This window comes from Burkholderia sp. MSHR3999, from assembly GCF_000833595.1.
Classification (GTDB): domain Bacteria; phylum Pseudomonadota; class Gammaproteobacteria; order Burkholderiales; family Burkholderiaceae; genus Burkholderia; species Burkholderia ubonensis.
Map to the genome: position 1 here is coordinate 743,429 of NZ_JRFO01000005.1, position 12,297 is coordinate 755,725.

General features: G+C 67.1%; 9 protein-coding genes. 2 read left to right on the plus strand and 7 right to left on the minus strand.

Features of this window, described 5'->3' with window-relative positions:
* Window positions 1-16: 16 nt before the first annotated feature.
* Both KY49_RS16850 and KY49_RS16855 read right to left on the minus strand, forming a co-directional pair.
* Window positions 17-784, minus strand: coding sequence for a 3-hydroxyacyl-CoA dehydrogenase (locus KY49_RS16850; RefSeq protein WP_042585723.1), 768 nt, complete (start codon window positions 782-784; stop codon window positions 17-19).
* A gap of 15 nt (window positions 785-799) precedes the next feature.
* The gene (locus KY49_RS16855) at window positions 800-2,464 is read right to left on the minus strand and encodes an acyl-CoA synthetase (RefSeq protein ID WP_042585885.1); all 1,665 of its coding nucleotides are present in this window, start codon (window positions 2,462-2,464) and stop codon (window positions 800-802) included.
* 156 nt (window positions 2,465-2,620) lie between these two features.
* Here KY49_RS16855 and KY49_RS16860 point away from each other — a divergent pair, with 156 nt between their 5' ends.
* Both KY49_RS16860 and KY49_RS16865 read left to right on the plus strand, forming a co-directional pair.
* Window positions 2,621-3,643 (plus strand): AraC family transcriptional regulator, encoded by a 1,023-nt coding sequence (locus KY49_RS16860; protein ID WP_042585724.1) that lies wholly within the window; start codon window positions 2,621-2,623, stop codon window positions 3,641-3,643.
* Window positions 3,644-3,723: 80 nt separating this feature from the next.
* On the plus strand, window positions 3,724-4,581 hold the full coding sequence (locus tag KY49_RS16865) for a DUF2071 domain-containing protein (RefSeq protein ID WP_042585725.1): 858 nt from the start codon (window positions 3,724-3,726) through the stop codon (window positions 4,579-4,581).
* A 159-nt stretch (window positions 4,582-4,740) separates the two neighbouring features.
* Here KY49_RS16865 and KY49_RS16870 read toward each other — a convergent pair whose 3' ends face one another.
* The 5 genes from KY49_RS16870 to KY49_RS16890 form a co-directional block, all read right to left on the minus strand.
* Window positions 4,741-5,766 (minus strand): methyltransferase, encoded by a 1,026-nt coding sequence (locus KY49_RS16870; protein WP_042585726.1) that lies wholly within the window; start codon window positions 5,764-5,766, stop codon window positions 4,741-4,743.
* A gap of 73 nt (window positions 5,767-5,839) precedes the next feature.
* Window positions 5,840-6,235: a nuclear transport factor 2 family protein gene (locus KY49_RS16875; protein WP_042585727.1), complete on the minus strand. Its 396-nt coding sequence runs from the start codon at window positions 6,233-6,235 to the stop codon at window positions 5,840-5,842.
* A gap of 24 nt (window positions 6,236-6,259) precedes the next feature.
* Complete coding sequence (locus KY49_RS16880; protein WP_156162565.1) at window positions 6,260-7,258, minus strand: NAD-dependent epimerase/dehydratase family protein; 999 nt, start codon at window positions 7,256-7,258, stop codon at window positions 6,260-6,262.
* A gap of 18 nt (window positions 7,259-7,276) precedes the next feature.
* Window positions 7,277-10,084: a non-ribosomal peptide synthetase gene (locus KY49_RS16885; RefSeq protein ID WP_042585728.1), complete on the minus strand. Its 2,808-nt coding sequence runs from the start codon at window positions 10,082-10,084 to the stop codon at window positions 7,277-7,279.
* 1,204 nt (window positions 10,085-11,288) lie between these two features.
* Window positions 11,289-12,296 carry a hypothetical protein gene (locus KY49_RS16890; RefSeq protein WP_042585729.1) on the minus strand — a complete coding sequence of 336 codons (1,008 nt, stop codon included), beginning with the start codon at window positions 12,294-12,296 and terminating at the stop codon, window positions 11,289-11,291.
* Window position 12,297 lies beyond the last annotated feature (1 nt).

The following is a 12,297-nucleotide window of genomic DNA, read 5'->3' on the forward strand; positions in this document are numbered from 1 at the left end:
TCCTTCTCCTTGAGAGTCAGCGCGGCGCCATCCGCAACGCGCCGTCGAGTCGAATGACTTCGCCGTTCAGCATCGTGTTCCCGGCGATGTGCCGCACCAGCGCGGCGAATTCCTCCGGGCGGCCGAGACGCGACGGAAACGGCACGCTCCGGCCCAGCGAGTCCTGCACGTCCTGCGGCATCCCGGTCATCATCGGCGTCGCGAAGATGCCCGGCGCGATCGTCACGACGCGGATGCCGAAGCGCGCGAGCTCGCGCGCGATCGGCAGCGTCATCCCGACCACACCGCCCTTCGACGCCGCATAGGCCGCCTGCCCGATCTGCCCGTCGAACGCGGCGATCGACGCGGTGTTGACGATCACGCCGCGCTCGCCGTTCGCGTCGGCGTCCTGCTTCGACATCGCGTCGGCCGCCAGCCGGATCATGTTGAAGGTCCCGACCAGGTTGATCGAGACCGCGCGCACAAAGCTCGCGAGCCGGTGCGGCCCGTCGCGCCCGACGACCTTCTCGCCAGGCGCGACGCCCGCGCAGTTGACGAGCCCGTCGATCCGGCCGAACGCGTCGAGCGTGGCGGCGAGCGCGGCCTGCCCGTCGGCTTCGCTGGTCACGTCGGCCGCGTGGCTGCGCGCCGCCGCGCCGAGTTCGCGCGCGACGCCCGCCGCGGCGTCGCCGTTGACGTCGACCAGCATCGCCCGGCCGCCGTGCTCGACGACCATGCGCGCCACGGCCGCGCCGAGGCCGGAGCCCGCGCCCGTGACCAGAAACACGCGGTTATCGATGTTCATTCGTCGTTCCTCCGTTCAGTTCGTCGCGTTTTGTTCGGCCGCCATCTTGCGCAGCACGAAGCGCTGGATCTTGCCGCTCGGCGTCTTCGGCAACGCGTCGACGAATTCGACCGCGCGCGGATACGCGTGCGCGGACAGGCGCTTCTTCACGTGCAGGCTCAGTTCGTCGGCCAGCGCCGGCGAGCCCGCGTGGCCGTCCGACAGCACGACGTACGCCTTGACGATCTCGGTGCGCTCCGGATCGGGCACGCCGATCACGGCCGCCTCCATCACGGCCGGATGCTCGATCAGCGCGCTTTCGACGTCGAACGGCCCGATCCGGTAGCCGGCGGACGTGATCACGTCGTCCGCGCGGCCGATGAAGCTGATGCTGCCGTCCGGCTCCAGCTCCACGTTGTCGCCGGTGCGGTAATAGCCGCCGGCGATGGCCGGCGTCTGCTGGCGCCAGTAGCCGGTGAACCACAGCAGCGGCGAGCGCGCGATGTCGACCGCGAGCACGCCGGGCTGGTTCGGCCCGAGTTCGCGGCCCGCGTCGTCGAGCACCGCGACCCGGTAGCCGGGCATCGCGACGCCGGCCGAGCCGGGACGCACCGGGTGCGCGAGGCCGTGATGGTTGTTCACCACCATGCCGAGCTCGGTCTGCCCGTAGTGATCGCGAATCGGCGCGGCAAGCTCGGCGTCGAACCAGCGGATGACTTCCGGATTCAGCGGTTCGCCCGCGCTGCTCACGACGCGCAGGCGGCCCCGGATGCGCGCGGCCGGCCCGGCGCCGGCCGCCATCAGCAGCCGGTACGCGGTCGGCGAGCCGGCGAGGCTGGTGATGCCCAGCCGCTCGATCACGTCATAGGTGGCGTCGACGGAGAAGCCGCCTTCGACCAGCGTCGTCGCATGGCCGAGCAGCAGCGGCCCGGTGATCGCGTAATAGAGCCCGTAGGCCCAGCCCGGGTCCGCGATGTTCCAGAAGCGGTCGTCCGGGCGCAGGTCCACCGCGTCGCGCATGTACGCGCCGAACGCGAGCAACGCGTGCAGCGGCACCGGCACGCCCTTCGGCAGCCCGGTCGTGCCCGACGTCGACATCATCAGGAACAGGTCCGTGCCCGTGCGCGGCACGGGCTCGAATGCATCGGGCTGCGCATCGAGCGCGGCGAGGAAATCGATGTCGCCGCCGCGTAGCGGCTCGTCCGGCCGGCGCACGGTCGCCACCGGCGGGCACGCCGCGACCTCGTCGAGCTTCGCGCGGTTCGCGACGTTGGTCACGACCAGCTTCGCGTCGCTCATGCGCAGCCGGTGCTCGATCGCCTTCGGCCCGAACGCCGTGAACAGCGGCTGGTAGACCGCGCCCGCGCGCCACACGCCGAGGATCGTCGCAACCAGTTCGGGCGTGCGCGGCAGCAGGCCGGCCACGACGTCGCCGGGCCCGACGCCCTGCGCGACGAGGAGATGGGCGACGCGCGCCGACAGCGCCCGCATCCGCGCAAAGCTGAAGCTGTGATGCCGGCCGCCGGCGTCGATCCAGTCGAGCGCGGTCCCGCCGGCCGCCACGTGCCGGTCGCAGCATTCGACGCAGGCGTTCAGCCCGCGCGCGAGGTCGCCGTCGAGGCGCGCCGCGGCGGCATCGAGGCTGAAGCGGGCCACCGCGTCGGCGTAAGCGGGGATGGCGTCGGCGATCTGATCTGGCATGGGTGTCTCCTCCCGTTGGCTCGCTGCCGGCAGATCGGCCGGCGCGGCAGATTCGTTCCCGATGGTAGTCATCGCCGACATTGCAAACAATGACAAATCGAGTCTACGATCCTGATCGGAAATGCCATATTCGGAGGGTCCGTGGTGGAACGGCACATGATCGCGCCGGGCTTCGTCGAGGACGCGCTCGCGTGCCTGCGCCAGCAAGGTGTCGACGTGCAGCCGCTGCTGCGCGCGGCCGGGCTGCCGGCCGCGGTGGACAGCCCGGTCACGATCCAGCAGTACGGGCGGCTGTGGCTGGCGATGGCCGACGCGCTGGACGACGAGTTCTTCGGCCTCGCCGCGCGGCCGATGCGCGTGGGCAGCTTCGCGCTGCTGTGTCACGCGGTCCTGCATGCGGCCACGCTCGAGCAGGCGCTGCGGCGCGCGCTGCGGTTTCTGCGGGTGGTGCTCGACCACCCGCACGGCCGGCTGCAGGTGGCCGGCGGCGAGGCGCGCATCGTGCTCGCCGACGCGGGCGGGCCGCGCCCCGCGTTCGCGTATCGCACGTTCTGGCTGATCCTGCTCGGGCTCGCGTGCTGGCTCATCGGGCGGCGCATTCCGTTGCGGCGCATCGATTTCTCGTGCGCGAGCCCCGCCCATCGCGCCGACTACAGCCAGTTCTTCGGCGCGCCGGTGCATTTCGACCGGCCCGATTGCCGGCTCACGTTCGACGCGGCCTATTTGCGCCTGCCCACGATCCGCTCCGAGCAGGCGCTGAAGACCTTCCTGCGCGGCGCGCCCGCCAACATCCTGGTGCGCTACCGGCACGACTCGGGATGGGTCGCGAAGATCCGCGCGCACCTGAAGGCCATTCCGGCGGCGGATTGGCCGAACTTCGACGCGCTGGCCGCGCGGCTCGACATGCCGCCGGCGACGCTGCGGCGGCGCTTGCGCAGCGAAGGGCAGAGCTTCGCGGCAATCAAGGACGAGATGCGCAGCGTGATCGCGCAGTCGCTGCTGCGAGACGGCACGCGCAGCGTGGCCGACATCGCGGGCGAGCTGGGCTTCTCCGAGCCGAGCGCGTTTCATCGCGCGTTCCGCAAATGGACCGGGCAGTCGCCCGGCGGGTTTCGGTCGGATCATGCGGGCTTGCGTCGCTCGTCCGGTTCGCCGCGCGAGCGGATTGCAGACGATTGAGGTACCTTGCGTGCGTGCCGGCCGAAGCCGAAAGCGCTTGCTTGCGCGTCGCGCGCCAATCCATCACGACAACAACGGCCATGTCCTATACCAACGCATTCGTCCATCCGTCCGCCGGCATCGTCGGCCGGCTCGCCAACCGGGTCGTCGCGAGCCGTCCGCTGCTGCGCGCCCGCCGCGCGCTGCTGTCGCGGCTGCCGTTCCTGCAACTCGCCAGCGACGTGCAGGATGTCGTGTATTGCACGTGGCTCGTCGATCTCGCCAACGTCGCGCATCTGGTGCCGCCCGGCGTCAGGCTCGCCGCGCGCGACGGCAAGACGCCGTTCACGATCCTGACCTACGCGCACCGCCACTTCGGCCCGCGCGCCGCCGGCCCGCTGCGCCGCCTCTTTCCGTCGCCGCTGCAAAGCAACTGGCGGCTTTACGTCGATACGCTTGCGGGACGAAAACCTGTCGAACCGACGGTCCTGTTCGTGAAGAACGTCTTCGACCATCCGCTTTATGCGCTCGGCAGCCGGCTGTTCAGCGACGCATTGCCGTCGCATCTCGCTCAACGCTTCGAGCATACGGCGCGCGACGGACGATTCAGCACGCTGCTCGCGGGCGGCGACGGCAGCGCGCCGGATTTTCGCTGCATCGCCGAGACGACGTCCGAATGCACGCTGCCCGCCGAACTCGCGCCGTTCTTCGATTCATGGCGCAGCGCGGTGACGTTCCTGAGCCTGCAGCATGGTGCGATTGCGCATGTCGAGGATTGCAATGGCCTCGCGCATGCGCGCATCGACCTGCCGATCGACGTCGAGGCTGTCAAGCCTCTCAGGACGGTGGAACCGGTCGGTCATGGCGAGTTCCTGCGGCGGATCGGCGCGGTTGGCGCGCCGTTCTGCTTCGTCGTTCCGGGTGTCGCGTTTCGTGTGTTGTCGGAGCGATTGCTCTGACGCCTGGTCGCGCGTCAAAGCGCGCGACGCAGCCGAAGATTCGCGCTGTCGGACGTGCTCGCGAAGGTCGCGCGAGCGAGGTGAGCGCGGCGGACTGCTCGCAGCGATCGAACTGCTCGAACCGCCCCCGCCGCTCGCCGCGATCCGCGGCACCCGCCGTCACGGCTTGATGCCCTCGATCACGCTATGCGCGCCTTGCGTCGGATGAACGGCCGTCATCGACAGCCCGGCCGCCGCATAGAGCCGCCCGTACCCTTCGGCCGTGCGCCCGTGCCCGCCGGAACTCATGATCAGCATTTCGAGATCGTGCAGCTTCGCGAAATGCGGCTCGCCCGGCGGCGTGAGCACCGCCTCGACGAGGAGGAGCTTGCCGCCCGGGCGCATCGCTTCCGCGCAGTTCGTCATGATCCGCGTCGCCTGCTCGTCGTCCCAGTCGCAGATCACGTGCTTCATCACGAAGACGTCACCGTGCGCGTCGATCGATTTGCTCGCGTCGCCCGCGACGACCTTCACCCGCCCGGTCAGCCCGTGCTTCGCGAAAAGCTGCCGCGCGCCTTCGCACGCGTGCGGCAGCTCGAAGAGCACGCCGTTCGCATTCGGGTTCGCGAGCAGCAGCGTCGCAAGCAGAAAGCCATGGCCGCCGCCCACGTCGACGATCGTGCGCGCTTGCGAAAAATCATAGGCGCGCGCCACCGCCGGCGATTCCAGTTCGCTGATGCTCGTCATCGCGTCGTTGACGATCGCCGCGATCTCCGGATGCGCATCGATGTACGCGAAGCCCGGCCCGCCCACGACATGCTCGAACGCGCTACGTCCGGTCTTGACGCTGTACATCAGTTGCCCCCATGCCCGCCATCCCGCGTCCATCCCCGCGAGCCGCACGAAGCCGCGCATCGAGCCCGGCGCGTCGCGCCGCAGCGTGTCGCTGAGCGGGCTGTTGCGAAACCGCCTGCCCTCCTCCTCGACGAACACGCCGAGGCTGCCGAGCGCGCGCAGCACGCGGTAAAGCGCCTCGGGGTGGGTGTCCGTCGCGGCGGCCAGCTCGTCCGCCGTCCGTTCCCGCTCCGCCAGCAGATCTGCAATGCCGAGCTCGGCGGCGACATAGAGCGCCTGCGCGTGCCACTTGCCGGTGACCATCTGCAGTATCGCGATATGTGGCGGCTGTCCCGTCTGCACTTCCGTCATCAGATTTCTCCTTTCGATCGATCGAAATACGAATGCGTATGAATGCGGCCCGCCGCCGTGCGAGCCGGTACGGTCAGTCCGCGATCAGCTTGATCATCTCGGCCGTGTCGAAGTGATCCTCGAACGTGATCGCCCGGCCGTTCTCGAACCGCCATACGTGCACAAACTTCAGCGTCGCGTTGCGCCCGTTGGCCGCGGTGACGCGGCGCGTGCCGAGCACGACGATCCGCTCGCCGGACTCGATGAACTCGTCCGGCGCGATCCGCATCTCGGCGATGTGCGTCGGCACGTGCCTGATGAACGCGATCACTTCGTCGTGGCCGCGCTTCGTTCCGCCGAGCCCGTACGGGCTCATGCCGTCCGGATGGGTCCAGCGCACGTCCGGCGCGAGCGCCGCGAGCACGCCGGGCAGGTCGCGACGGTGGAAGGCCTCGTAAGATTCGCGCACGGTCTGCATGTTGATCGACATTGCAAATAGCTCCTGTCTCGCGCGTCAACGCTGCTCGACCGGCAGCGTCTTCACCGCGCCGGGGAAGTGGGTTTCGATGGTCCGGCGCACACCTTGCTTCCAGTGCACCGTGCAATCGCCGATCAGCGCGCGACGCTTCGTGTTGTCGAACGCATAGGTTTCGCGCGTCACGTCGCTGCGCTCGAAACGCGCATCGACGCCCGTGATGTCCGCCACGTATTGCAGGCAATCTTGAATGCCGACGGCCTCGTCGCCGCCCCAGTTCAGCACGAGCGCGGGCGAGCTCGCCGCCTCCCACAGCAGCGGCACCTGGCGGACGAGATCGTCGGTGTGGATCAGCGACGCCCAGTTCTGGCCCTCGCGCGGTACCGGCACCGGCTTGCCGGCGAGCAGTTGCCGATACAGCAGCACCGGCACGCCGCCATGGCCGTATGGGCCGTACGCGACGTTCAGGCGCGCGATCACGGTCGGCAGGCCGAGCGTGGCCGAGAACGCGCGCACGACGCCCTCGCACGAAATCTTCACGATCGGATAGGCGGGCAGCCAGTGCGCGACGCCGTTCAGCGGGTCCGTCTCCGCATATGGATGATCGAGCGCCTGCCGAGCGTACAGGCTGCCGCTCGACACGTAGATGAACGATTCCGCGCGGCGGCAATGCGTCATCAGGCGCCCGGTGGCGACCGTGTTGATCTCGATCGCCTTGTCGAAATCACCGTCCTCGCCGCGCCTCACCGCCGCGTGCAGCACGTGCGTGAAGTCGTCGGGCAGGCCGTCGAGCGTGTCGCGCTCCATGTCCCACCGCCACGTGTTCACGCCCTTCGCGCGCAACGCGTCCTCCACGCTCGCATCGCCGAACCGGCCGATCGCCCACACCTCGTCCCGCGCCGCCAGCGCTTCGGCGACGGGCCGCGCCACCTGGCCGGTCGCACCCGTGATCAGAACCTTGCGCTTCGCGTGCCGCTGTTCCGCGTCACCGCGCGCTTCGTTGACAGACACTGCCATGAGCCTCTTCTCCTTGTTCATCGTGATGTCGGACATCGGTCATTTGCCGCCGAGCGCGCGATCGAGCTCGGCCCGCAGCACCGCCTGGAACGTCGCGACGTGCGCGGGACCCATCAGCGTGTAGTGCTCGCCCGCCACGTCGATGTAGCGATTCGGCGCGCGCGTGAACTCGTCCCATCGGCGCAGTTGGTCGTTCAGCCAGTCGTCCTTCGTGCCGCGCAGCGGGATCGCGTAGAAGATCGACATCGCCTGCACGCTGCCCGACGGCACGTACGAACGCCCGAGCGTCAGCAGCGATTGGGCAAGCCCCGCCCATGCGCGGAATTTCGGCAGATCGAGGTCGAGCTCGGCGAGCCGCCCGGGGGGCGCGTGGTCGATCAGGTACGCGAGCGGGTCCTGCTCCGGCATCGCGGCGCGCAACTGCGGCGGCAGCGTCAGCGACTGCTGCTTGTCGATCAGCGACAGGAAGAACGCGAGGTTGACCGCGCCTTCCACCTCGTCGAGCTCGTCCATCCGGTACTTGATGTGCGGCGGCAGATTGAAGCTGCCGACGAAATCCACGCGCTCGCCCTGCGATTCGAGCACCTTCGCGATCTCGAACGCGACCGCGCCGCCGTACGAATAGCCGGCCACCGCGTACGGCCCGTGCGGCTGCCGCTTGCGGATCGCGTCGACATACGTGCTCACCATCTCGTCGAAGCTGGAGAAATACGTCTCCCCTTCGTTGAAGCCGCGCGCGCGCAGCGCGTAGAACGGGCGCTCGTTGACGAAATACTTCGCGAGATTGACGAACACGAGCACCTCGCCGACGCCGGGGTGCACGCAGAAGAGCGGCGTCTTGCCGCCCGTGAGCTGTAGCGGCACGACGGGGTCGTAATCGCCCGCCGTCACGCGCTCGCCCGGCGCGAGGCGCGCGGCCAGCGCGCGCACGGTCGGATTCTGGAGAATCGTCACGATCGGCAGGTCGACGACGCCGAGCCGCTGCTCGACGTGGCGCTTGAGCTTCAGGATGTCGAGCGACGTGCCGCCGAGATCGAAGAAGCTCGCGGTCGCGCTGATCGCGTCGGGCGCGACCTGGAACATCTCCGCAAAGATCGCGGCGACCGCGGCCTCGGTGTCGCCCTCGGGCGCGGCGTAGCCGCCCATCTGCCGGTTCGCGAGATCGGCGACCAACGCCTTGCAGCCGTCGTAGCCGCCCGCTTCGAGCCGCTTGCGCATGATCGTGCGCTGGGTCTTGCCGAGGCTCGTCTTCGGAAACTCGTCTTCCGGCAACGGCAGGATCAACGCGGGCCGGAAGCCCCACAGCAGGATCGTGCTGTTGCGGATCGCGATAATGACGCGATACAGCGCGTCATCGTCGTCGAGCGGGAACGACGGCGTGAACGTCACGACGAGCTGCTCGGATTCGTCGCCGGTGCTGCGCGTCGGGAACGCCGCGACGAACGAGCGCTTGATGCCGTCGAGCGCTTCGAGCGTCGTCTCCAGCTCGTGGCTGAAGTAGTTGACGCCGTTGACGATGATGCTGTCCTTGCTGCGGCCGACGAGCCACAGCCGGCCGCGCTCGATGCGCCCGAGATCGCCCGTGCGGAACCAGCCGTCGCTCGTGAACGCCGCGCGCGTCGCCTCGGCGTTGTTGTAATAGCACTGGAAGATCATCGGGCCACGCACCTGGAACTCGCCCGCTTCGCCGTCCGGCAGCACGTTGTTGCGGTCGTCCGCGATGCGCATCTGCAGCCCGGCCACCGGCAGGCCGAGCGACGCAAACTCGCGGCCCGCATCGCCGTACGGAAATTCGCGCGAATACACGGAGCCTGCGCACGTCTCGGTCATCCCGAACGCGGGCCACAGCGCGTCGGGCGCGAGGCCGCACGACGCGAGAAGATCGAGGAAGCGCTGCCCGGTCGCGACGACGATCGCCTCGCCGCCCGACACGGCGTGCCGCAGCGACGAGAGATCCACCGAGCGGCGCCACGCCGCGAGCGCCTCGTCGCCCATCGCTTCGAGCGCGGCGTTCAGTTGCCCGAACAGGAAGTTCGGCGAGAAGGTCATCGTGACGCGATAGCGGCTGATGAGCCGCAGGAAGCGCAGCGGATCGGTCAGGATCGCCGCGGATTCGACATGGAGCTGCACGGCACCCACGTAGAGCGGCAGCAGGTGGGCTTCGAGCAGCGCGGCGACGTGATCGAACGAGATCCAGTTGAGCGTGACGTCCGCGCCGGCGAGCTGCTGCCTGTCGTTCTTGCCCGCCATCGATGCGAGCAGGTTGCCGTGCGTGAGCACGACCGCCTTGGAATTGCCGGTGGAGCCCGACGTGAGCACGAAGACGGCCGGGTCCGACGGTTGCGCGGCATGAACCGATTCGTCGGGCGCGCCGGCGCGCAGCGCGTTCAGGTTGACGGCGAGCGCGCCGTCCGGCAGATCGTTCTTTAGCGCTTCGGTGGTGACGAGCAGCGGATGGTCGAGCAGCGTGTCGACGTGCGCGAGATGCTTCGCCCAACGCTCCGGATCGTTGCGGATCGGCACGAGCGGACACGGCACGAATCCGCCAAGCGCGCACGCCCAGAACGCCGGGATGAAATCGTTCGCGTGCTCGAGCAGCAGCGCGACCTTCATGCCGGATCGGTAGCCGCGCGAGCGCAGACCGCCCAGGATGCGGCGCGCCTCGTCGAGCAGCTCGGGATACGTGACGAAAGCGCCCTTTTCCTCGGATTCCGCGGCGATGTAACGCACGCCCGTATGCGGATGCAGCCGTGCGGCCCGCAACAGCAGATCGACGATGTTGTGCGGCGAAATGGCGCGCGATTCGTGTTCGGAAACGCGCGGCGAATCGAGAGTGGATGTCGTCATGGTGCAGGTACTCCATGCTGGTGGTGCAAGTGGTGAACGAACGTCCGGGCGCGTCCGCGCGGACGCGTCGATTGACGATTGCGGGTGAATCCCTACCTGACTGGGGCCGCCGATCCTCGCGAAGAGGACCGGCAGCCGATTGACACTCGACTGCGTGAGACGAACCGGCCGCTTGCCCGGCAAATAGCGGAATTGTTCGATCGAATTCCGACAACGTGCGCCGATGCGATCCGAAATACCAGATTTCATTCAGAATCGCACACGGCGATGAACGTGATTTCTAAATAATCTGCTGATTTAATGTATAAAAAATCCGAATGATTCGATTGTTTTCCGTGCGTCAATGATCGGCGCGATTCATCGGCCGCATGCAAACGACTTGGCCTCGGCGACCGACATGGCGCCGCACCGAAATCGGCCGATCAACGGCGTTCCCGCGCCAGCAGCCCGCCGGCACCGGTTCGAGCGACAAGCATTGAAAACGAAACGCAGTCTACGACAAAACGTGTGAAGTTTAAACGCGATTTGCACAAACTCATTCGTACAAAAGTGCGGCATTTTTATTAAAAATGATTTCACACAAGTCAATTAACCCATCCGTTCACGCCATCGAAATTATGCGATTTTATTTGGCACCTTATATCCCGCTCGAATGATATAAGAATATCAACAAGGTTCGTGATTATGCGCTACAGCGCATAATTCCAAATCCCGGCCGACCCTCGCCAGCGCGGGAACGCGACGTCACCGGCGCGGGGCGCCGCGCGTTCCCAGTCGCCCCGCTCGAACAACCGCCAACCGAGCGAACATGCCGTGCTCGCGAAGATCAGGTGCCACCCGGCCCGGCGTGTTTGGAGCGCCAGCTGCGGCGTTCACCGGTGGCAGTGCGCGGCTTCAACTCATCTTGTGTCGCAATGAACGGTGGCCGAGGCCAATTCTGAGGGAGAGAACCGCACGGCTGCGATGACGGCGAGATAGCGGGCTGAGTGACACTTACAGATGGCCAATGCGCAGCCATTGGGGGACCGGCTGTGGTTTCGCAACCGTTCAGCTGACTGAGCCCGGCGTGGTGTCGGTCATACAGGAGATCTACGAGGCGCATGTTGCGAAACCTTGACCACGCTACTGCACTTCTCCTGCAAGCCCAAACCGCAACGCTTCTCGATTCTCTGAATGGAATGGGCCTACGCGTGGGAATGAGATCCTAGAAGTTGCGCGCCAAGCCGACCATGAACATGTCCTGGTCCTTGTTGTTGCCGGTTGCGACACGATTGAAGCGCAGGCTCGCAGCCCAGTCGTTCGTGACCTGATAGGTCACCTGCGCGCTGAGCAAGGCATTGAGTCTCGTTTTGCTCGAGACCTCGTCACGATCATGCGAGAGATACGGGCCTACACCTGCCGAAAGCGTCCATTTGATCTTGATCGGCGCGACGTACCAGAATTGCGCGGCCACACCTCGTCGGCCGGCGACGCCGTTGTTGCCTTCGTAGACGAAGCTCGCCGAATAGGCCCACGCATTGCCGAGCGGCCGCTTGACTTCGACCATATACCCCTTTTCGATCGGCACTTGGGGACGGTTCGTCTGCGACGTCCCGGCCCAAACGCCAACCTGCGTCTTGCCGTCCGAGAACGCCGGGCCAGGATCGCCGCCAAAATCCGAGCCGATGCCGAAGAGCACCGCGTCGGAATTGAATCCGTCGATCATCTGGATGTGGTTGTACTGCACCTTGAGGAAGAAGCGGTTGGGAACGAGGTAATACCGCACCGCCGCTGACGCACGCACGCCCCATCGCTTTTCGTTGCGCGGCTGGTTGTCGACATGCGTCGTGTCCATGCTGAAATACGGCCCAGCCGACAATTCGAGCGCCAAGCGAGCGCCGACCGGCCAACGAAACGAACCCAGCGCGGCGAAGCCGTCACGGTGGTGATCGCTGGGATGCCCCTCGTTCACATACGCGAGGTAGACCGAAAGGTAGTCATTCAGGACGTCGCCGAAGCCGACTTCGTAGGCACGCCAATGCATGTTGCCACCCTCGGTCGCGCGTCCGTTGCCATACACCGCATAGACGTCGATCGTTCTTTCCGATGGCTTGAACCCGGTCGGCACGCTCGAAGGACTGTCCTCGGCGTGCGCGAGGCCTGCCAGACTTGCCAGACCGGCGATCGAGCTTGTGAGGACGAAGCGCGAATAGATGCGACGGCACTGTCCCATT

Coding starts and splice junctions, on each gene's coding strand:
- KY49_RS16850 (WP_042585723.1), bottom strand. CDS start 784: ATGAACATCGATAACCGCGTGTTTCTGGTCACGGGCGCGGGCTCCGGC.
- KY49_RS16855 (WP_042585885.1), bottom strand. CDS start 2,464: ATGCCAGATCAGATCGCCGACGCCATCCCCGCTTACGCCGACGCGGTG.
- KY49_RS16860 (WP_042585724.1), top strand. CDS start 2,621: ATGATCGCGCCGGGCTTCGTCGAGGACGCGCTCGCGTGCCTGCGCCAG.
- KY49_RS16865 (WP_042585725.1), top strand. CDS start 3,724: ATGTCCTATACCAACGCATTCGTCCATCCGTCCGCCGGCATCGTCGGC.
- KY49_RS16870 (WP_042585726.1), bottom strand. CDS start 5,766: ATGACGGAAGTGCAGACGGGACAGCCGCCACATATCGCGATACTGCAG.
- KY49_RS16875 (WP_042585727.1), bottom strand. CDS start 6,235: ATGTCGATCAACATGCAGACCGTGCGCGAATCTTACGAGGCCTTCCAC.
- KY49_RS16880 (WP_156162565.1), bottom strand. CDS start 7,258: ATGAACAAGGAGAAGAGGCTCATGGCAGTGTCTGTCAACGAAGCGCGC.
- KY49_RS16885 (WP_042585728.1), bottom strand. CDS start 10,084: ATGACGACATCCACTCTCGATTCGCCGCGCGTTTCCGAACACGAATCG.
- KY49_RS16890 (WP_042585729.1), bottom strand. CDS start 12,296: ATGGGACAGTGCCGTCGCATCTATTCGCGCTTCGTCCTCACAAGCTCG.